Annotated in this window: 19 protein-coding genes; 12 read left to right on the top strand and 7 right to left on the bottom strand. The window is 67.8% G+C overall.

Going from position 1 to position 20765, the window contains the following annotated elements:
- Positions 1 to 346: 346 nt before the first annotated feature.
- A complete protein-coding gene (locus HWX14_RS27135; RefSeq protein ID WP_175885400.1) occupies positions 347 to 1243 on the bottom strand; it encodes a LysR family transcriptional regulator in 897 nt (298 codons plus the stop codon).
- A 235-nt stretch (positions 1244 to 1478) separates the two neighbouring features.
- Here HWX14_RS27135 and HWX14_RS27130 point away from each other — a divergent pair, with 235 nt between their 5' ends.
- The 5 genes from HWX14_RS27130 (at position 1479) to HWX14_RS27110 (ending at position 5833) form a co-directional block, all read left to right on the top strand.
- Positions 1479 to 2123 carry a hydrolase gene (locus HWX14_RS27130; RefSeq protein WP_175885399.1) on the top strand — a complete coding sequence of 215 codons (645 nt, stop codon included), beginning with the start codon at positions 1479 to 1481 and terminating at the stop codon, positions 2121 to 2123.
- Between the two features lie 236 nt (positions 2124 to 2359).
- Positions 2360 to 3100, top strand: a complete 741-nt coding sequence (locus tag HWX14_RS27125; protein WP_175885398.1) for an SDR family oxidoreductase — start codon at positions 2360 to 2362, stop codon at positions 3098 to 3100.
- Between the two features lie 93 nt (positions 3101 to 3193).
- Positions 3194 to 3538, top strand: a complete 345-nt coding sequence (locus HWX14_RS27120; protein ID WP_175885397.1) for a hypothetical protein — start codon at positions 3194 to 3196, stop codon at positions 3536 to 3538.
- Between the two features lie 160 nt (positions 3539 to 3698).
- The gene (locus HWX14_RS27115; RefSeq protein WP_175885396.1) at positions 3699 to 4376 is read left to right on the top strand and encodes a heavy metal response regulator transcription factor; all 678 of its coding nucleotides are present in this window, start codon (positions 3699 to 3701) and stop codon (positions 4374 to 4376) included.
- Positions 4373 to 5833: a heavy metal sensor histidine kinase gene (locus HWX14_RS27110; RefSeq protein WP_175885395.1), complete on the top strand. Its 1461-nt coding sequence runs from the start codon at positions 4373 to 4375 to the stop codon at positions 5831 to 5833. The genes HWX14_RS27115 and HWX14_RS27110 overlap by 4 nt, the downstream gene beginning before the upstream one ends.
- Here HWX14_RS27110 and HWX14_RS27105 read toward each other — a convergent pair.
- The 3 genes from HWX14_RS27105 to HWX14_RS27095 are packed head-to-tail and all read right to left on the bottom strand — an operon-like array spanning position 5811 to position 12114.
- Positions 5811 to 7355: an efflux transporter outer membrane subunit gene (locus HWX14_RS27105; protein WP_175885394.1), complete on the bottom strand. Its 1545-nt coding sequence runs from the start codon at positions 7353 to 7355 to the stop codon at positions 5811 to 5813. The two genes, HWX14_RS27110 and HWX14_RS27105, sit on opposite strands and share 23 nt — an antisense overlap.
- 32 nt (positions 7356 to 7387) lie before the next feature.
- Positions 7388 to 8815, bottom strand: a complete 1428-nt coding sequence (locus tag HWX14_RS27100; protein WP_175885393.1) for an efflux RND transporter periplasmic adaptor subunit — start codon at positions 8813 to 8815, stop codon at positions 7388 to 7390.
- A gap of 50 nt (positions 8816 to 8865) precedes the next feature.
- On the bottom strand, positions 8866 to 12114 hold the full coding sequence (locus HWX14_RS27095) for an efflux RND transporter permease subunit (RefSeq protein ID WP_175885392.1): 3249 nt from the start codon (positions 12112 to 12114) through the stop codon (positions 8866 to 8868).
- Positions 12115 to 12321: 207 nt separating this feature from the next.
- On the opposite strand from HWX14_RS27095, the gene HWX14_RS27090 reads away from it, so the two are divergent.
- Both HWX14_RS27090 and HWX14_RS27085 read left to right on the top strand, forming a co-directional pair.
- Positions 12322 to 12600 carry an AbrB/MazE/SpoVT family DNA-binding domain-containing protein gene (locus tag HWX14_RS27090; RefSeq protein WP_175885391.1) on the top strand — a complete coding sequence of 93 codons (279 nt, stop codon included), beginning with the start codon at positions 12322 to 12324 and terminating at the stop codon, positions 12598 to 12600.
- A 127-nt stretch (positions 12601 to 12727) separates the two neighbouring features.
- On the top strand, positions 12728 to 13033 hold the full coding sequence (locus HWX14_RS27085) for a DUF4148 domain-containing protein (RefSeq protein ID WP_175885390.1): 306 nt from the start codon (positions 12728 to 12730) through the stop codon (positions 13031 to 13033).
- A 78-nt stretch (positions 13034 to 13111) separates the two neighbouring features.
- Here HWX14_RS27085 and ansP read toward each other — a convergent pair whose 3' ends face one another.
- On the bottom strand, positions 13112 to 14602 hold the full coding sequence (gene ansP / locus HWX14_RS27080) for an L-asparagine permease (RefSeq protein ID WP_175885389.1): 1491 nt from the start codon (positions 14600 to 14602) through the stop codon (positions 13112 to 13114).
- Between the two features lie 474 nt (positions 14603 to 15076).
- Between ansP and HWX14_RS27075 the strand changes: the two genes are divergently transcribed.
- The 5 genes from HWX14_RS27075 to HWX14_RS27055 all read left to right on the top strand — a co-directional run bounded on the left by HWX14_RS27075 (position 15077) and on the right by HWX14_RS27055 (position 18495).
- The gene (locus HWX14_RS27075; protein WP_046546696.1) at positions 15077 to 15883 is read left to right on the top strand and encodes a transporter substrate-binding domain-containing protein; all 807 of its coding nucleotides are present in this window, start codon (positions 15077 to 15079) and stop codon (positions 15881 to 15883) included.
- A gap of 89 nt (positions 15884 to 15972) precedes the next feature.
- A complete protein-coding gene (locus HWX14_RS27070) occupies positions 15973 to 16659 on the top strand; it encodes an amino acid ABC transporter permease (RefSeq protein ID WP_175885388.1) in 687 nt (228 codons plus the stop codon).
- Positions 16656 to 17306, top strand: coding sequence for an amino acid ABC transporter permease (locus tag HWX14_RS27065; RefSeq protein WP_175885387.1), 651 nt, complete (start codon positions 16656 to 16658; stop codon positions 17304 to 17306). Before HWX14_RS27070 ends, HWX14_RS27065 begins: the two co-directional genes overlap by 4 nt.
- The gene (locus HWX14_RS27060) at positions 17293 to 18042 is read left to right on the top strand and encodes an amino acid ABC transporter ATP-binding protein (protein WP_175885386.1); all 750 of its coding nucleotides are present in this window, start codon (positions 17293 to 17295) and stop codon (positions 18040 to 18042) included. The genes HWX14_RS27065 and HWX14_RS27060 overlap by 14 nt, the downstream gene beginning before the upstream one ends.
- A gap of 174 nt (positions 18043 to 18216) precedes the next feature.
- The gene (locus tag HWX14_RS27055; RefSeq protein WP_175885385.1) at positions 18217 to 18495 is read left to right on the top strand and encodes a DUF4148 domain-containing protein; all 279 of its coding nucleotides are present in this window, start codon (positions 18217 to 18219) and stop codon (positions 18493 to 18495) included.
- A gap of 193 nt (positions 18496 to 18688) precedes the next feature.
- On the opposite strand, the gene HWX14_RS27050 is transcribed toward HWX14_RS27055, so the two are convergent.
- A complete protein-coding gene (locus tag HWX14_RS27050) occupies positions 18689 to 19831 on the bottom strand; it encodes an FAD binding domain-containing protein (protein ID WP_175885384.1) in 1143 nt (380 codons plus the stop codon).
- Between the two features lie 41 nt (positions 19832 to 19872).
- A complete protein-coding gene (locus HWX14_RS27045) occupies positions 19873 to 20748 on the bottom strand; it encodes an alpha/beta hydrolase (RefSeq protein ID WP_175885383.1) in 876 nt (291 codons plus the stop codon).
- Between the last annotated feature and the right edge of the window lie 17 nt (positions 20749 to 20765).

Raw genomic sequence — 20765 nt, 5'->3', positions numbered from 1 at the left:
CCGGATTTCCATTCGTATTCGAAGTATTCGAAGCATGCGATGTATGCTGTACGCACACACTCGCATCGCTCGTTCGGCGGGTTTTGTCAGACAACAGCTTCTGAAATGCGATACGTTCCGACTGTGAAACTTAATGTGTCAGGCCGGTTCTGTTCGTATCTGGAAGTGATCCTTATTATCTGAATGGTACAGGAACGTTTTATTTCGTCTTCAGTGCAATCGTTTGCGCGCGGTGCGCGATCAATAAAAGCTATGCAGCCCCGCGTCCGCACCGGCACGCCGCGCGTGTGAAAGTTCCACCTCGGCGCGTTTTGACGTGAGGCTCAAGCAGGGCTCGATGCACGCGCTAGGCAGCGGTCGTTCCCGCCGGGCTTGCCTCCTTCCCCAGGCATTCGACCAGCAGTTCGGTCAACACCCGCACCTTCCGCGCCGGATGCTGGCCAGGCGGACGGACCACATAGATACCCGCCGGGGGAGGCGGATGGCGCTTCATGACAGGCAAGAGCGCGCCGGACGCGATGTGCTCGTCGACAAGATACTCGGGGAGCACCGCCACGCCGAGGCCGGCCACCGCGGCGCCGACGAGCGCCACGCCGCTGTCGGCCTTGAAGCGTCCCTGTGGACGAATGGTGATCACTTTGTCGCCATCCAGAAGCTGCCAGGATTCGGTGCCCTGCATGAGCACCTGATGGGTGAGCAGTTCCTGTGGCGTTTCCGGCGATCCATGCGTTTCGACATAGTTCGGACTGGCGACGAATTTGCCGAACAGCGGCCCCACGCGCCTGGCGACCAGGTTCGAGTCCTGCAGCGTGCCCACCCTGATCGCGCAATCGAACCCCTCGGCGATCAGATCGACGAAGCGATCGCTGTAGGAGGTGTGAATATGAAGCCGCGGGTGGCGTCGTGCCAACTCCGCGAGTATCGGAGCGAAGTGGGCCGGGCCGAGGGACATCGGCGCGGCAACCCGCAAGCGGCCGCACAGGTCGCCGGCGGGCAGGATCGTCTCCTTGGCCAGGTCGATCTCCGCGCATGCCCTGGCCGCATAGTCGCGGAACGCGGCGCCGGCCTCCGTCAACGCCACCCTGCGGGTGGATCGTGCAATCAACTGCACGCCGAGTTCCGCTTCGAGCCCGGCGAGCCGGCGACTGACGATCGACTTGGACAGGCCCTGTCGAAGCGCGGCAGGCGAAACGCCTCCCGCATCTGCAACTTCCACGAATGTCCGTAGCGCTTCGATATCCATTCGGTGTTCCTTTCTCCGCAACGTTGGGGGTCCCGGAATGGTACTGCCGTATCGAGCAGAACGGTTCGCTGACGCCCGCTGTCGGTGTTCCAGTTTCCGCGACACAGCTCATCGCGAAACGGCACTATCGAAGCGGGGAGGCGGACAGCACAATGCGGGTTCGGGGGACGAACGTTACAAGCGCCCGTTTCCTGAAAACGCGTCCTTCTCCCAACCGGCAACCGAGGAAATGTGCATGACTTTTCGAAATGGCGTCGATTCGCTTCTCCGTCCCGAAGATTCCGTACTCGTTCTGATCGATCACCAGCCTTACCAGCTTGCCAACCTCAACAGCCACGATCCGCAGATGGTCGTCAACAACACGACCGGTCTCGCGAAGGCGGCCAAGGTGTTCGGCGTCCCCACCATTCTGACCAGCGTGATCGCGGCGCGCGGCGGCTTGCTGTTCCCGCAGATCACCGAGGTGTTCCCGGGTCAGGCGGTGATCGACCGGACCTTCATCAACACCTGGGAGGACAGGAAGGTCGTGGACGCGGTCAAGGCGACCGGCCGCAAGCAACTGATCATCGCGGGCCTGTGGACCGAGATCTGCGTCGCGATGCCGGTCATTCAGGCGTTGGGCGAGGGCTGGGACGTGACCGTGGTCACCGATGCGTCGGGCGGCACCTCGCTCGAGGCGCATCAGGTCGCGATCCAGCGCATGATCGCGGCCGGCGCGAACGTGATGACCTGGGTGGCGGTGGCGGCCGAGTGGCAACGCGACTGGGCCCGCGCCGAGACGGCCGAGAAGCTCAACAAGGTGATCGGGCCGCATTCGGCCGGCAGCGGCATCGCCTATTTCTGGGAGCAGCAGCTTCTCAACACGCCGGTGGCGGGCTGATCCTGACCGATGAAGGGGCCGCGCGACGGGCTGCTCCCGGGCAGACAGGCTGCTGGCCCCGTCATCCGCCTTCGCCCTCTTCCACGGAATGATCTCGCGCACATCGACGACCGAGCGACCGTGTTCGCCGTTATCTCCGACATCCATCGAGCGGGCGGCGAACTGCGTGGCGCTTGCTCCGCGATAACGGCCGTGGCGACCTTTCCAGTCGCGGCCGGGTAGAAAAGGACAATCAAATGATCGATCTGAACGGCAAGCGTGCATTGGTGACGGGTGGGTCTCGAGGCATAGGCGCCGCGATCGCGCTGGCGCTGGCCGAGAACGGCGCCGACGTCGCGTTTACGTACCAACGTTCCGCGGACAAAGCCAACGCGGTGGCCCGATCCATCGAGCGCATCGGGCGTCGCGCGGCCGCCATCCAGGCCGACAGTGCCGATCCGGAAGCGATCACGCGTGCCGTCAGCGAGGCCGTGGCGGCGCTGGGCGGCCTCGATATTCTCGTCAACAGCGCGGCGATCGGCCACTCCGGAACGATCGCCGACCTCGATGTGCACGACTATCAAACGTTGATGGACGTGAACGTACGCGCGCCGGTGCTGTTCGCGAAGGCCGTCATTCCGCATCTTGCCGCAGGAGGACGCATCGTCTCGATCGGATCGGGTCTTGGGGAGCGGGTTCCGTTTTCCGGCATGACCGCTTATGCGATGTCCAAGGCGGCCCTGACCGCATTCACCCGCGGACTGTCGCGCGAACTCGGTCCGAACGGCATGACGGTCAATCTCGTGCAGCCCGGATCGGTGGATACCGATGCCAATCCGGCGAACGGGGCCGCTGCCGACTTTCAGCGGAGCCTGACGTCCCTGGGGCGTTTCGGCGAACCGCGAGAAATCGCGAACGCCGTGGTTTTCCTGGCAAGTCCCGCAGCGAGCTTGATCACCGGCGCGATCCTGACCGCGGACGGTGGCGCAATCGCCTGAGACGCACCCGGCCGTGCACGCTTGCCGTCCCGCCGGCTTTCGGGCCGCTCGCCGGCTGGCGGCATCGCTCGATCCAACGAGAGGAGCAGGACAATGTCGCTCGATCGCTTTCCGGTCGGACAGCAGATGCTGGTGGTTTATCCGGTATTCACCGTGCATCTGACGCTGCACTCCACCGAACGCATGACCTTCGAGATCAAGGAAGGGCCGTACGCTTCGATCGAAACCGTCGACATCGAGGTCGCGCCGCTGGGCAACGGCAGCTTCGCGGTGAGCTGGAAGGAGTCGAACGGCGCGGCGGTCGTGAACGTCCAGGATTACGACCTCGGCATCTTCCACTCGTTCGTCGCGCTGCCCGACGGAAATTTCTGGCGAATGAAAGGCCGAATGACGATCACGCATCCGGCTGCGCGTCAGGAAAGCGCGCATCGGGGCTGACGGGACGGGAATCCGCCGCCTGGCGCCGCGACCGCACGCCAGGCTGACCGTCTGATTACCGTTTTGTCATCTACGCCGTTCGCGCTTGCACGCAGCGAAGCCGCGTCGCCGTTTCCGGGTAACATCGCCGGATGTCCCCACGAATGCGACGGAGCCGGCCATGCGCATCCTGATAGTCGAAGACGAACCGAAGACGGGCGCGTACCTGAAGAAGGGGCTCGAGGAATCGGGCTTCAGCGTCGATCTCGCGAAGGACGGCGCCGAAGGGCTGACGCTCGCGCAGGAAGAGCGTTACGACGTGATCGTGCTCGACGTGATGCTGCCCGTGCTCGACGGCTGGGGCGTGCTCAAGCGGCTGCGCGAAACGCATACGACGCCGGTGCTGTTCCTGACCGCGCGCGACGACGTGCAGGACCGCGTGCACGGCCTCGAACTCGGCGCCGACGACTACCTCGTGAAGCCGTTCGCGTTCGTCGAGCTGCTCGCCCGCATCCGCACGCTCGCGCGGCGCGGGCCGCCGCGCGAGACCGAGCACCTGGCGGTCGGCGATCTGGAAATCGACGTGGTGCGCCGCCGCGTGAAGCGCGGCGCGACGCGGATCGACCTGACGCCGCGCGAATTCTCGCTGCTGCAACTGCTCGCGCGCCGGCAGGGCGAGGTGCTGAGCCGCACGCAGATCGCATCGTACGTGTGGGACATGAATTTCGACAGCGACACCAACGTCGTCGAGGTCGCGATCCGGCGCCTGCGCGCGAAGATCGACGACGCGTTCCCGGTCAAGCTGATCCATACCGTGCGCGGCGTTGGCTACGTGCTCGAACCGAAGGACGGCGCGTGACGCGCCCGCGCTCGCTGGCGGCGACGCTCGCGCTCGCGTTCGCCGCGACCACGCTGGCCGCGTTCGCGCTCGTCGGCGCGTATGTGTATGCGGGCCTCGAGCGGCAGGTGAACACGCAGGACGATCTCGACATCGTGCTGGCCGCGCGCCACACGCGCCGGCTCGCGGGCGAGCTCGAATCGCTCGATGCGGTTCGTGCGCATGCGGAGCGGCTGACGAGCCAGGTGCTGGGCAACGAGGCGCTGTCGATGGCCGTCGTCGATGCGCGGGGCGACGTGCTCGCGCGCCACAACGTCCGGCTCGCTGCGCTCGACGATGCGCCTGCCGCCGCGTCGGTTCCGCTGGCCGACGCGCAGCTGTTCGCGCCGCACGCGGTGCCGGTGCCCGCGAACGACCGGATCACGAGCGACCGGCTCGTCACCTGGACCGCCGACGGCGGCACGCCGATGCGCGGCGTCGTGATCGAGGCCGCGCTCGGCGACCACACGCCGATCCGCGTCGCGATCGCGCGCAACATGCGCGACCGGGCCGATCTGCTCGACGGTTACCGCGACCGGCTCAAGCTCGCCGGCGGGCTCGGCGCGTTGTTCGCGCTGCTGCTCGGCTACTGGCTGATCCGCAAGGCGCTCGCGCCGCTGCGCGAGATCGTCGACGACACCGGCCGGATCACGGTCGACAAGCTCGACACGCGGCTCGACGCGTCGCGCGCGCCGCCCGAGCTGCGCGCGCTCGTCGATGCGCAGAACGCGATGCTCGGCCGCCTGCAGCAGGCGTTCGCGCATCTGTCGCAATTCAGTGCGGATCTCGCGCACGACCTGCGCACGCCGCTGAACAACATGCGCGGCGCCACTGAAGTCGCGCTCGCGCGGCCGCGTTCGGTCGACGAGTACCAGACGCTGCTCGAATCGAATCTCGAGGAATACGATCGTCTCGCGCGGATGATCGAGAACGTGCTGTTTCTCGCGCGCGCCGAGCATCCGAGTTTCGTCACGCGGCAGCGTGCGTTCGACGTGCGCGAGGAGCTCGAGCGCATCGCCGAGTATTTCGAGGGACTTGCCGACGAAGCGGGCTCGGCGCTGCGCGTCGACGGGCACGGGCAACTGACGGCCGACGTCGAGCTGTTTCGCCGCGCGGTCGGCAATCTGCTCGCGAACGCACTGCGTTATACGCCGGCCGGTGGGGTCATCACGCTGAGTGTCGATGAAACGCCTGATGCGCTGCGCGTCGTCGTCGCGAATCCGGGCGAGCCGATCGATCCCGCGCTGCTGCCGCGGATCTTCGACCGGTTCGTGCGCGGCGACCCGGCTCGCAGCGGCGGTGCGCCGGGCGGCACGGCCGGGCTCGGCCTCGCGATCGTGCGCTCGGTGATGGAGCTGCACGGCGGCACCGCGCAGGTCGAAAGCGATGCGCGCGGCACGCGGTTCGTGCTTACGTTCAACCGGCCGCCTGCTGCGTGACGGCGGCAGGGTCGGGTCGCGCGGTTGCCGCATGTTCCTTCGCGCCGGTGTTCGATTCCGCGTCTGAGCCTGCGCTCGCGCTCGCCTGCCAGCCGCCGCCCAGCGCCTTCAGCAACCCGACTTCCGCCTCGATCCGGCGTGCGTCGATCTGATCGGCTGTGCGCCGGTTCGTCAGCGCGATCGTCTGCGCGGTCACCACGTCCAGATAGCTGACGGCGCCCGCGTTGAAACGATTCGTCGTCAGCCGCAGCGACAGGTCGGCTGCGTCGGTCGCGCGCTGCTGGCTGCCGGCTTCGGACGCGAGCGCATCGATCGCGGACAACTGATCCTCGACCTGCTGGAACGCGACGAGTACGGTTTGCCGGTAATCGGCGACCGCGCCGTCGTATTGCGCATGCGCGCCGCGCAGCGACGCGCTGCGGCGGCCGCCGTCGAACAGCGTGCCGGCGAGTTGCGGGCCGAGCGACCAGAACAGGCTCGGCGCGGCGAGCCACGGCGCGAAGAACGAACTTTCGAGGCCGGCGCTCGCCGACAGCACGAGATCGGGGAAGAACGCGGCGCGCGCCTCGCCGATCTGCGCGTTCGCGGCCGCGACGCGGCGTTCGGCCGCCGCGATGTCGGGCCGTCGTTCGAGCAGTTGCGACGGCACGCCGGCCGGAATGGCCGGCACGTGGAACGCCTGCACGCGCGGCGGCAGCGCGAACGTCGACGCGCTTTCTCCGACGAGCGTCGCGATCGCATGCTGCAACTGCGCACGCGACGCATCGATGTCGGTGTCCTGCGTGCGCGTCGATTCGAGTTGCGTCTCGGCTTGCGCGACCGCCGATGCGTCGATCGCACCGGCCGCGAGTTGCTGCTTGAGCAGCGTCAGCGCGTCGGCGTACGCGCGCACCGTGTCGTCGAGCAACTGCTTCTGCGTGTCGAGCGAGCGCAGCGCGAAATAGTCGGTCGCGAGTTCGGCCGTGACCGACAGCTTCACGGCCTGCAAGTCGGCCGCGCTCGCGGCGGCGTTCGCCTGCGCGCCGGTCACCGCGTCGCGCACGCGGCCGAACACGTCGGGCTCCCAGCTCGCGGCCACGCCGGCCTGGTAGTCGGGCGTCGTCTTGCCGGCGAGCGACGAACCGAGCCGGTTTTGCGACACGCGCGCACGGCTTTGCGCGACGCCTGCCGTGATCGTCGGCAGGAAGCCGGCGTGCTGATAGTCGACCATCGCGCGCGCCTGCTGCAGATCGGCGACGGCTTTCTTCACCGTCTGGTTCGACACGTCGACGCGCGTTTCGAGCGCGTTCAGATCGGCGTCGTCGAAGACGGTCCACCACGCGCCGCGCGCGGCGGTGTCGGCCGGCATCGCGGCGCGCCAGCCGGCTTGCGCGGTAGGTGCGGCCGGGGCGCCCGCATAGTGCGCGGGTACCGCGACGGCGGGCGGTGAATAGGGCGGCAGCGTCGAGCAGGCGGTCAGTGCGGCGACGGCGCCGAGCGCGACGATACGGCGAGCGAACGGAAGCGGATGAGGAAGGCGCATGGCGGGCATTTCGTGAGTTTGTCGTCGATGGATCAGCCGCGCGCGGGCGACGGAGCGGGCGCTGATGCAGCGGGTGCGACGCCGGCCGCGCGCAACGGCGGCACGTCGAGCGCGCCGGTCGCGGACGCCGGTTGCACGGCTTGCGTGGCCTGCGCGGACGAAGCAGACGAAGCAGACGAAGCAGACGAAGAGGCCACCGGCGCCGCATCACGCGCAGTCGACACGATCTTCACGGCCTCCCCAGCCGTGATCGCATCGCCCGGGTTATCGATCACGCGATCGGTCGCCGCGAGCCCCGCGACGATCTCCACGCGCGTGCCGAAATCCCGCCCGATCTGCACGGTCTTCAGCGCCGTACGCCCGTTCGCGCCGACAGTGGCGACCGTCACGCCGTTCGCACGGAACAGCAGCGCACTGACCGGCAGCTCAAGCGCCGGCGCCGCGCTCGGCAAGACGAGATGCACCTGCGCATACGCACCGGGCATCAACGCGCCGTCGCGGTTGTCGACGTCGATCTCGACGCGCAGCGTGCGCGTGACGGGGTCGATCGCGCCCGCGCTGCGCGCGACACGCGCGGCAACGCGCCGCCCCGGATACTGCGGCGTCGTCAGGTAGACCGACGTGCCGGCCGACACGCCGGCCGCGCTGTCCTGCGGCACGTCGACGAACACGCGCAGCGTGTCCGTCTGTTCGAGATGGAACAGTTCGCCGGACAAACCCGGGCTGCCCGGCGTGCCGCCCGCGGTGACCAGCGTGCCGATGTCGACGTTGCGTGCGGTGATCACGCCGTCGAACGGCGCGGTGACGGACTCGTACGACACGAGTTCGGCAAGATGCGCGACGTTCGCCTGCGCCGACGCGAGCATCGCGCGCTTCGCGTTCATGTCCGCGACCTTCGTGTCGGTGTCCTGCTGCGACACCGATTGCGTTTTCAGCATGTCCTGCCAGCGCTGCGCGGTCGATTTCGCATAGTCGTAGTTCGCCTGCGCGCTCGCTTCGTCGGCGCGCGCCTGGCGCAGTTGCGCGTCGAGATCGGGCGCCGAGATCTGCGCGAGCGTCTGGCCGGCCTTCACGTGCGTGCCGAGATCGACGCTCCAGTGCGCGATATAGCCGCTCGTGCGCGCATAGATCGATGCGTCCGCATACGGCGCGACCGAGCCGGGCAACGTCAGCGTCTGGTCGGCCGGCGCCGCGCCGGGCACGACGATGGACACCGGCAGCGCCTGCTGCACGGCTACCTGCGCACGCTGCGCGGCGCGGGCATCGATACGCGGCACGATGCCGAGCGCGAGCAGCGCGGCGGCGAGCGCGACGGCCGCGAGCGGCACGGCGAGCTTGCGGGCGCGGCGGGCCGGCGGCGTGTCCGGGGCGGCGCCGCGCGCGGCGGGCGGCGCGGCTGCGGCCGCGGTGGCTGCTTCGGCGGCGGGCGGCGGAGCGACGGGTTCGATCGAGTCGTTCATGATGGGTCAGGGGTTGGGCGAATCGAAGGATGGGGAGAGGGCGTCCGCGCTCAACGCAGCGCAGGCGTATCGGGTGCGTGCTGCGCGTGCCGCGGTGCCGCGGCGTCGCGACGCCGCGCGAGCCACGCATGGACGAAGCCGAACAGCACCGGCACGAACAGCAGCGTCGATACCGTGCCGAACGCGAGGCCGCCAATCACCGCGCGGCCGAGCGGCGCGTTCTGCTCGCCGCCGTCGCCGAGGCCGAGCGCCATCGGCAACATGCCGATCAGCATCGCGAGCGCGGTCATCACGACGGGCCGGAAGCGGCTGAAGCCTGCGTCGAGCGCCGCTTGCCACGGCGGCTCGCCGGCCGCGAGCAGCTCGCGCGCCGCGTTCACGACGAGAATGCTGTTCGCGGTCGCGATGCCGATGCACAGGATCGTGCCGGTCAGCGCGGGCACCGACAGCGTGGTGCGCGTGACGAACAGCATCCACGCGATGCCGGCGAGCGACGCCGGCAACCCACCGACGATCACGAGCGGATCGAGCCACGACTGGAAGTTCACGACCATCAGCAGGTAGACCAGCGAGATCGCGAGCGCGAGGCCGCCGAGCAGGCCCGCGAACGATTCGTGCATCGCCTGCACCTGGCCGCGCAGCACGATCGACGAGCCGGGCGGCAGTTGCGCGCGCGCGGCGTCGACGAGCTTCGTCACGTCGGCCGTGACGCCGCCGAGATCGCGCCCCTGCACCGACGCGAAAATGTCGAGCACCGGCTGTACGTTGTAGTGCGACACCACGGCCTGCTGCGTCGCGCGCGAGAACGAGCCGAGCGCGCCGAGCAGGTTCTGCGCGGGCGCGCCCGCGGCCGGGCCGCCGGCCGGCGTCTGCGGAGGGCGTGCGGTGCCGGCGGGCAGCGGCACGTTCGCGAGCGACTGCAGCGAATTCACCGTGTATTGCGGCGTCTGCACGAGCACCGGGTAGCTGACGCCGTTGCGCGGATCGAGCCAGAAGTTCGGCGTCGTCTGCGAGCTGCCGGACAGCGCGATCAGCAGGTTCTGCGCGACGTCGCGCTGGTCGAGGCCGGCCTGGATCGCCTTCGTGCGATCCACGTTCACGTTGATCGCCGGTTCGTCGCCGGGCTGCTGGATGCGCGCGTCGACGAGCCCGCGCACGCCGCGCAGCTTCGCGAGCAGCGCATTCGCGACCGCGCGGTTCTGGTCGAGCTTGTTGCCGACGATCTGGATGTCGATCGGCGCGGGCAGCCCGAAGTTGAGGATCTGGCTGACGATGTCGGCCGGCAGGAACGCGAACGTCACGCCGGGGAACGCCTGCGCCAGCACGTTGCGCAGCTTCGCGACGTACGCGGCCGTCGACGCGTGATTCGGCTTCAGCGTGACGAGCACGTCGGCGTCCCCGGAGCCGATCGGGTCCGACGAGTCGTACGTGAGGTTGATCCCGCTCACCGGCACGCCGATGTTGTCGAGCACGCCGGCGAGTTCGTTCGCCGGAATCACGTTGCGGATCTTCGCTTCGACTTCGTCGGTCAGCCGTGCGGTTTCCTCGATCCGCGTGCCGGTCGGCGCGCGCAGGTGCAGGCGGATCTCGCCCGTGTCGACCGACGGGAAGAAGTCCTGCCCGGCGAACGCGTAGAGGCCCGTCGACGCGACGCACGCAAGCAGGAACGCGGCCGCGAAGCGGCGGCGCCGCGCGATCGCCGCCGACAGCAGCGCGCGATAGCGTAGCCGCACGGCCTCGAAACGATGCTCGAACGCGGCCTGGAAACGCGCCAAATGCACGAGGGGCGCGAGTACGCCGCGCGGCGGCCGGCCGCTGCCTTTGGCGCGCATCAGCGCCATCGCGAGCGTGGGCACCAGCGTGCGCGAGAAGAAGTACGACGCGATCATCGCGAAGATCACGGCCTCGGCCAGCGGCACGAACAGATAGCGTGCGACGCCGCTGAGCAGGAACATCGGCACGAACACGATGCAGATCGACAGCGTCGACACGAAGGTCGGCACCGCGATTTCGCCGGAACCGGTCAGGATGGCTTCCTCGAGCGGCGCGCCGAGTTCGAGATGATGCGTGATGTTCTCGATCGCGACGGTCGCGTCGTCGACGAGAATGCCGACCGCGAGCGCGAGCCCCCCGAGCGTCATGATGTTGATGGTCTGGCCGAGCACGGACAGCGCGAGCAGCGACGTGAGCACCGCGAGCGGGATCGTGATCGCGATGATCAGCGTCGCGCGCCAGCTGCCGAGAAACAGCAGGATCATCAGCGCGGTCAGGCACGCGGCGATCAGCGCCTCGCGCACGACGCCCTGGACGGCCGCCTTCACGAACACCGACTGATCGTCGAGCGGCGCGATGTGCAGCGCCTTCGGCAGCCCGGCCGCAATCTTCGGCAGCATTGCCTTCACCTGGTCGATGATCGTCAGCGTCGACGTGCTGCCGGTCTTCTCGACCGTCAGCAGCGCCGCGCGCTTGCCGTCCACCCGCACGATGTTGGTCTGCGGCGCGTAGCCGTCGCGAACGTGCGCGACGTCGCGCACGTACACGACATTACCGCCGATCGTCTTCACCGGCAGGTCGTTCAGCGCGGCGACCGTCTGCGTGCTGCCGTTCATCTGCACGTTGTATTCGTGCGTGCCGATCTTCGCGGTGCCGCCCGGCAGGATCAGGTTCTGCGCGTTGATCGCGTTGACGACGTCGATCGGCGCGAGCCCCTTGGCCTGCAGCGCGCGCGTATCGAGATCGACGACGATCTGGCGGATCTTGCCGCCGAACGGCAGCGGCACGGCCGCACCCTGGACGGTCGCGAGCTGCGTGCGGATGAAGCTGTTGCCGAGGTCGTACAGCTGCTGCTCGGCGAGCGTGTCGCTCGACAGCCCGAGCTGCAGGATCGGCACGGTCGACGCGTTGTACGTGATGATGTTCGGCGGCAGCGTGCCGGGCGGCAGGATGCGCAGGATCGACGCCGAGTTGCTTGCGGCTTCCGCGATCGCGCGATTGATGTCCGCGCCGGGGTGGAAGAAGATCTTCACGACCGACACGCCGTTCAGCGACTGCGATTCGATGTGCTCGATGTCGTCGACGTCGGACGTGAGCGCGCGTTCGTAGTTCGACGTGATCCGCTTGGCCATGTCCTCCGCGGAGAAGCCGTTGTACGACCACACGATGCTGACGACCGGAATGTCGATGTTCGGGAAGATGTCGGTCGGTGTGCGCAGCAGCGCGAGCGGCCCCGCGATGAAGATCAGCAGCGCGAGTACGACGAACGTGTAGGGCCTGCGTAACGCCAGCCGGACGATCCACATGATGGTGCTCCTCGAAGCAGGGCTCGGATGCGCATTCGATGCGACGAGCACGCAGTCTGCCGGCGCGGCGTTGACCCGACCCTGACTCGAGGATTACGAAACCGTTATCTGTGCGGGCGGCGGCAGCGTCGGCGTTTGGTCGCCTGCGGCGCGCCCTTGCTTTTTCATATGGCTTACAAGAAAGTAAGAAATATTGGAGGTGCCGCAATGACAGCAGCCACTATCACGTCAAAGGGGCGGGTCACCATTCCGGTGGACGTCCGCAATCAACTGGGCCTGCAGTCCGGAGACCGGATCGAATTCAGCTTCAACGAGGCGACGGGCCGATATGAGATATACCCGGCCACACGCTCGCTCGCATCGCTGAAGGGCGTCGTGAAGAAGCCCGAGAAACCGGTGTCGATCGAGGACATGAATCGGGCCATCGCCGAACAGGGGCGTCCGCTCGATGATCGGACTGGATACGGCCGGATAACAAAACCGTAATCGAAGCCTCACCTTCAGGAAAGCGCGCGAATCGCAGAATGCACCCAACTCTTCATCGCATCGATGGGGAGCGGATGTCCGGCCTGATCTGCGGACGCGAACACGCCATCTTTGAGAGGTGAACATCATGAACAACCTGATTCGTGCAGTCCTGCTTTCCTGTGCGCTGAGCGCACCGATCGTCGCCTTTGCGCAAACCACCGACCATGCGGTCACACGGGCCGACGTGCGCGCCGATCTCGTCCGCGTCGAAAAGGCCGGTTATCGGCCGATCGGCACCGATCCGTACTACCCGGAGGACATCCAGGCTGCCGAGGCGAAGGTCGCCGCGCAGCAAGCGCAATCGGTCGCTGCCCAGCCGACCGACGCGGCCAGGACGGCTACGTCGTCGCTCGCGTCGCTCGACACGCAGCCGTTGTACGAGCATCGCTGAACGCGGCGGTCGACCGCCGTCCGCGGCCCGACGGCGGTTCCTTCAACGGACGGCGCGCATGCCGCCGCGAGTCGCGAGTCAGTTGTCGCCCTTCTCGAGCACGTTCTGCGTGAGCGCGATCGACGGAATCGTCGGCTTCAGCAATGCACGGCGCGCGCGACGGCTCAGCCACTTCCAGCCGGCCACGAGCAGCAGCGCGACCAGCGGGATCGACGCGATCGTCCACGTCCCGTTCGGGTAGTCGAATGCCATCAACACCAGCACGCCAAGCAGGAACAGCAGCGTGAGCCACGACGTCACGGGCGCGCCCGGCATCCTGAACGACACGTCTTCCACGTCGCCGCGCCTGACCGCGGCGCGAAACTTCATCTGGCACACGACGATGAAGCCCCATGTGCTGATGATGCCGAGCGACGCGATGTTCAGCACGATCTCGAACACGCTCGACGGCACGAGATAGTTGAGCAGCACGCCGACCACATAGATCGCGACCGTCACCAGAATGCCCGCGTACGGCACGGATTGCCCGCTCATCCGCGCGAGGAACGCGGGGGCGGAGCCGCCCATCGACAGCGAACGCAACACGCGCCCCGTCGAATACAAGCCGGAGTTCAGGCTCGACAGCGCGGCGGTGAGCACCACCAGGTTCATCACCGAGCCGATGCCCGGCACCCCGAGCGCGCCGAAGAACGTGACGAACGGACTCTGGCCCGCCTTGTACGCACTCCACGGCAGCAGGCAGACCAGCAGAACCACCGACGCGACGTAGAAGATCGCGATGCGCCAGATCACGTTGTTGATCGCGCGCGGCAGCACCTTGCGCGCGTCCTTGCATTCGCCGGCGGCCGTGCCGACCAGCTCGACGCCCGCGAACGCGAACACCACGCCCTGCACCAGCACCAGCGCCGGCATCAGTCCGTGCGGAAAGAACCCGCCGTTGTCGGTGATCAGGTGCATGCCGGTGCCATGGCCGGCCACGGGCATGCCCGTGCCGAGGATCGCCGCGCCGATCGCGAGAAACAGCACGATCGCGGCGACCTTGATCAGCGCGAACCAGAACTCCATCTCCGCGAACCACTTCACGCCGATCAGGTTCATCGTCGCGACGATGCACAGCGCGACGAGCGCGAAGACCCACTGCGGCACGGCCGCGAACGGCGCCCAGTAATGCATGTAGAGCGCGACGGCGGTGATGTCGACGATGCCGGTCATCGCCCAGTTCAGGAAGTACATCCAGCCGGCGACGAACGACGCCTTCTCGCCGAGGAATTCGCGCGCGTACGACACGAAGCTGCCGCTGCTGGGGCGATGCATCACGAGCTCGCCGAGCGCGCGCAGGATCAGGAACGAAAACGCGCCGCACACCAGATAGACGATCGCGAGCGCCGGGCCGGCGGCCTGCAGCCGGGCGCCGGCCCCGAGAAACAGCCCGGTGCCGATGGCTCCGCCGATCGCGATCATCTGCACCTGCCGATTGCCGAGGGTCTTGTGATAGCCGGCTTCGTGCGATTCGAGCCAGCTGCGTTTGTCGGTTTCGCCGGTTGTCGACGGGTCGGGAATCGATGCCATGACGGTATCCTCGCGCACGGATGGGATTGGATTCATCCCGATCGCGGGACGATCGGGACCACCGGTACCGGAGGTGCGGCGCGCGGAATCGGGCGCGCCCGTCCTGATTGCGATTCGCCGGGCGTGGCGAACGGCACGGTACGTCGCGAACGTATGCAGCCGTAATTCCCGTCACAAACGGAATGCAAATTTGGACTGAGCCTGTTCGAATCCGTGCATAGGGGCGCGGCGACGGGTGAACCGGATAGGTAATTTGGTGCGCCGGCGCGCGCTGCGAGGGCAACCGTTACCGACGGTGCCGGTTTGTGCACCGAAATGGGGAATTCAGCTCGCCGAAAGGTTCACCGACATTTCGGCCTCGTGCCCGTACGGCAAGCGTTTCACGGCAATGGCCCGGTTTTTGCTGGAGTGGTGTCGGCCGCGCAATCGTTGCGCGCTGCCCGACGACGACATACCAGACAAGGAAGATTCACCGTGAGCCCGACGACCCGACCGTTCCCCCGACGCACCTGGCTGGCTGCGCTGCTCGCCGCCCCCGTGATCGCGCTGTTCGCCGCCGCGCCGGCCCACGCCGATGCGCTCGACACCATCGCGAAGAACGGCACGCTGCGCGTCGCGGTGCCCGAGGACTATCCGCCGTTCGGCTCGGTCGGCACGGATATGCAGCCGCAGGGCTACGACATCGACATGGCAGGACTCCTTGCCAAGGCGCTCGGCGTCAAGCTGAAGCTGGTGCCCGTGAACAGTGCGAACCGGATTCCGTACCTGACGACCAACAAGGTCGACATGGTGATCTCGTCGCTCGGCAAGACGCCGGAGCGCGAGAAGGTCATCGACTTCTCGAGCGCCTACGCGCCGTATTTCCAGGGCGTGTTCGGGCCGTCCGACGTGAAGGTGAGCGCGCCCGCCGACCTCACCGGCAAGACGGTCGGCGCCACGCGCGGCGCGCTCGAGGAGATCGCGCTGTCGCAGCTCGCGCCGAACGCGACGATCAAGCGCTTCGAGGACAACAACGCGACGATCCAGGCGTTCCTGTCGGGGCAGGTGCAACTGATCGCGGCCGGCAACATCGTCGCGGCGGCGATCCTCGCGAAGAATCCGCCGCGCCGCCCCGAGGTCAAGTTCGTGATCAAGAATTCGCCGTGCTTCGTCGGCGTCAACAAGAACGAACCGCGCCTGCTCGCGAAGATCGACGATGCGATCGCGCATGCGAAGCAGGACGGCTCGCTGGGCGAGCTGTCGCGCAAGTGGCTCGGCCAGCCGTTGCCGGCCGGACTGTGACGAATCGCCGTGTCGCCTGACACGTCGCCGCGGCCGGGATGTCCGGCGCGGCGCGTGTCGTTGTCCGAACCCGAATTTATCCGTTTCCCATGAGCTATCAGCTTCAATTCGGCGAACTTTCCGAGTACGTCGGCGTGTTCGCGAGCGGCGCGGCGATCACGCTCGCGCTGACCGCGGTCGCGACCGTGCTCGGCGTCGCGGTCGGCGTGCTCGGCGCGGCCGCGTACAGCGCCGACGCGCGCGCGGCCGTGCGCTTGCGCCCGCTGATCGGCGCGTACGTCGAGGCGATCCGCAATACGCCGTTCGTCGTCCAGCTGTTCTTCATCTTCTTCGGCTTGCCGGCGCTCGGCGTGCACATCGACGAATACACGGCCGCGATCCTCGCGATGACGCTCAATCTCGGCGCGTATTCGGTCGAGATCGTGCGCGCGGGCGTGGCCGCGGTGCCGAAAGGGCATCTGGAGGCCGCCTCCGCGCTGGCGATGTCGCGCGCGCAGATGCTGCGCCACGTGGTGCTGCCGCAGGCGCTCGCCAAGGTGTTTCCCGCGCTGTCGAGCCAGATCGTGATCACGATGCTCGGTTCGGCGGTCGTGTCGCAGATCTCGGTGGCCGACCTGACCTACGCGGCCAGCTACATTCAGTCGCGCAACTTCCGCGCGTTCGAGACGTACTTCGTGATCACGCTCGCGTATCTGGCGATGGCGCTGCTGCTGCGTGCGACGCTCGGCGCGATGGGCCGCCGCCTGTTCTCCCGCCGCATGCGAGGTGCGCGATGACCGATTTCACGTTCGGGCAGATTCTCGCGAACCTGCTGCTGGCCGCGCGCTGGACGATCGTGCTGTCGCTCGTGTCGTTCGTGACCGGCGGCCTCGTCGGCCTCGGGCTGCTCGTGATGCGCGTGTCGAATTCGACGGTGCTGCGCGGCGTCGCGAAGCTCTACATCGAAGTGTTCCAGGGCACACCGTTGCTGATGCAACTGTTCATCGTGTTCTTCGGCCTGCCGCTCGTCGGGCTCGACGTTGCGCCGTGGGTCGCGGCCACCGCGGGGCTCACGTTCTTCACCAGCGCGTATCTGGCCGAGATCTGGCGCGGCTGCGTCGAGGCGGTGCCGAAAGGGCAGTGGGAGGCGTCGGCGAGCCTGGCGATGGGCTACGTCGAGCAGTTGCGTCACGTGATCCTGCCGCAGGCCGCGCGCATCGCGATCGCGCCGACGGTCGGCTTCGGCGTGCAGGCGGTGAAGGATACGGCGCTCGTATCGATCATCGGCTTCACCGAGCTGACGAAGGTCGGCATCGCGATCTCGAACGCGACGTTCCGGCCGTTCGTCGTATATGGCCTCGTCGCGCTGATCTATTTCGCGCTCTGCTATCCGCTTACCCGTTATGCGCGCACGTTGCAAAGGAGATGGCATGCCGCTCGTTGAAAGCCGGGGTCTCGAAAAGAACTTCGGCACCCATCATGTGCTCAAGGGCATCGACCTGTCCGTCGAGCGCGGGCAGGTCGTGTCGATCATCGGCCGCAGCGGCTCGGGCAAGAGCACGCTGCTGCGCACGCTCAACGGGCTCGAGAGCATCGACGCGGGCACGATCTCGGTCGACGGCGAACGCGTCGATGCACGGCATGCGGACTTGCGCGCGCTGCGGCTGAAGGTCGGCATGGTGTTCCAGCAATACAACCTGTTTCCGCACCTGAGCGCCGGACAGAACGTGATGCTCGCGCAGTCGGTGGTGAAGAAGTCGCACCGCCAGCAGGCGCGCGCGATCGCGGAACTGATGCTCGAGCGCGTCGGCCTCGGCGACAAGTTCGACGCGTTTCCGGAACACCTGTCGGGCGGCCAGCAGCAGCGCGTCGCGATCGCGCGCGCGCTCGCGATGAAGCCGAGCGTGCTGCTGTGCGACGAAATCACGTCCGCGCTCGATCCCGAACTCGTCGGCGAGGTGCTGGGCGTGATCGAGCAACTCGCGCGCGAGGACATGACGCTGATCATGGTCACGCACGAGATGAACTTCGCGCGGGCGGTGAGCGACCGGATCGTGTTCATGCACCAGGGGCGCGTGTGGGAGAGCGGGACGGCCGACGAGATCTTCGAGCGGCCGCAGACGGTGGAGTTGACGCGGTTTCTGGGCAGCGTGCGGAACCCGGAAACCGTTGCGCGCTGACTGACATTGCCGTGCGGCCGGGCCGCGACCAGATGACAAGACCGTAATCGAAGCCTCACCTTCCGGACAGCGCGCGAATCGCAGAATGGACACCACTCCTCATCGCATCGATGCGGAGCGGATGTCCGGCCTGATCTGCGGACGCGAACACGCTATCTTTGAGAGGTGAAGGTCATGAACACGCTGATTCGTGCGGTCCTGATTTCCTGTGCGCTGAGCGCACCGGTCGTCGCATTCGCGCAAACCACCAGTGGCGAGGTCACGCGCGCCGATGTCCGCGCCGACCTGATTCAGGCGGAGCGCGACGGCATGCTGCCGACGTCGAACTCCGACTATCCGCCGAGCACGCAGACGATCGCGCGCAATCGCGAGCTGTATGCGATCGCGCACGGCGACCGGACCACGGCAATGGCCGCGACGTCGGCCGCGGTGTCGACGGCGAGCGCGCAATGAAGCGGGGCGCCGTATCGATACGCGTGACGGGGCTGGCGGTCGCCGCGTGGCTGGCGGCGGCAGCAGCCCCGGCTTTCGCGCGCGGGCAGCCGCAACTACCCGATGACGACGGCGGGCGCGCCAGCGTGCTGCGCGCGCTGGATCCCGACTTCGATCCGCACCGCGCGGCAGTCGACTCCCGCGCGATGAACCGTCACGCCCCGCCCATCAGCCGCGCGCCGAGTGCGATCCCTCGCGCGGACAATAGCGCGCCGGCCGCCCGCTGACGGGCGTCCCAGCGCGCCAGCGCGGCGTCGAACGCGGCACCGCGTGCGACGTCGCGCAATGCTTCGGCGAGGCCGACCGCGTCGTCCGCCGCTTTCGCGACGCCCGCCGCCGTGTGCGGGCGCACGATGCAGGCGGCGTCGCCGAGCAGCACCACGCGGCCGAAGGCCATGCGTGCGGCCGCGAGATCGACCATCGCCTGCGCGAACGGTGCGGGGCTCGCATCGACGAGCGCGGCGAGCGTCGGCGCGAGCATCCGGTCGGCGGCGTCGACGAGTTCCGCGCGGTTGTCGTCGCGCATCGCGCCGGGCGGCAGCGACCCGTCGCGCTGCGTGCCGTCGCGCGCGAGGAACAGCGACGGCAGCCGGTCGGACGCGAGACGCCGGTACCACACCCAGTTCACGCGCCGTTTGCCCGGTTCGGTCGCGCCGTCGGCGCCGGGCACCAGATAGGTCAGGAACAGGTGCCGATCGCCTTGCTGGAACGTGAAGCGTTCGCGCAGCAGAAGCAGCACCTGCTCGGGCAGCGCGCGTTCGTCGACGAGCCCGCGCCACGCGACATAGCCCGCATACGTCGGCCGCACGTCCGGCAGCAACTGCGCGCGCACGGTCGAGCGGCCGCCGTCCGCGCCGATCAGCAGGTCGGCCGTCTCGGCGCGGCCGCTCGCGAAATGCGCGACGATCCGCTCGCCGTCCTGCTCGAACCGCTCGAACGCGTCGCCGGCGTGGATGATGTCGGCCGGCAGCGCGCGCTTGAGCGCCGTGTAGATCACGTTCCACCCCGTCTGCGTCTGCGGCATCGTGAAGCGCTGCACGATCCGGTCCTGCGCGTCGACGTAGATCCGGTCGATCGAATCGACGCCTGAGTCGCCCGGCAGCGTCACGCCGCCGAACGCGAACGCGCGCTCGATCGGCGGTTGCAGCACGATGCCGCCGCCGCGGCTGTCGAGTGCGTGCGGCGATTGCTCGAAGACGCGGACGTCCCAGCCGGCCGCGCGCAGCGCGGTCGCCGCGAACAGCCCGCCGACCGATCCGCCGGCGATGATGGCCTTGCGGCCCGATCCGTGTTCCATCCGACGATCTCCCGATGATGCCGCGTGCGGCGAGCGTGGCGTCAGCCGGCCCAGCCGCGGAGGAAATCGAGCAGCAGCGCGTTCACGCGCTCAGGCTGCTCCTCGTGCGGCAGATGTCCGCACTGCGCGATCGGCTCGGCACGCAGGTTCGTCGCCATGCCTTCCCATACGGCTTTCATGTCGAACATCTTGCCGACCGCGTAGAAATCCTCGCCCCAGATCGCCATGGTCGGGCACGCGATCCTCACCTCCGCATCGACGAGATCCTGCTGCACGTCCTCCGCGTTCGCGCGATAGTCGGCCAGCGCGCCGCGCACGGCTCCCGGGCGCCGATACGCGCGGACGTACGTGTCGAACGCATCGCCCGAGATCGCGTGCGGGTTGTAGCACCAGTCGGCGAAGAAATAGCTGAGCCATTCGGCTTCCTTGCCGGCGATCAGCGCCTCCGGCAGGTCGGGCACCTGGTGGAACAGGAAGAACCAGTACGCGCGCGCGGTTTGCGCGGTCATGTTCTGCGCGACGATGCGCGTCGGCACGTTGTCCATCACGACGAGCCGGTCGACGCGCTCGGGGAAGTCCTTTGCGAAACGCGTCGCGACGCGTGCGCCGCGATCGTGCCCGACGAGCGCGATGCGCTCGATGCCGAGCGCATCGAGCAGCGCGGCGAGATCGCGCGCCATGTTGCGCTTGTCGTAGCCGGCCGCGGGCTTGTCGGTTTCGCCGTAGCCGCGCAGGTCGGGCACGATCACGCGATAGTGCCGTGCAAGCACAGGAATCTGGAAGCGCCACGCGAAGCTGGTTTCGGGGAAGCCGTGCAGCAGCACGACGACGGGCCCCGCGCCGGCATCGATGACGTGCTGGCGGATGCCGTTCGCCGTAACGGTGTGATGGGTGAGTGCAAGCGTGTCGGTCGTCATGTGGGAATTCCGGTTCT

It is taken from the genome of Burkholderia sp. BCC0044, from assembly GCF_902832955.1.
Classification (GTDB): Bacteria; Pseudomonadota; Gammaproteobacteria; order Burkholderiales; family Burkholderiaceae; genus Burkholderia.
The sequence above is the reverse complement of the archived record's forward strand: the minus strand, read 5'-3'. Positions and strand labels throughout refer to the sequence as shown.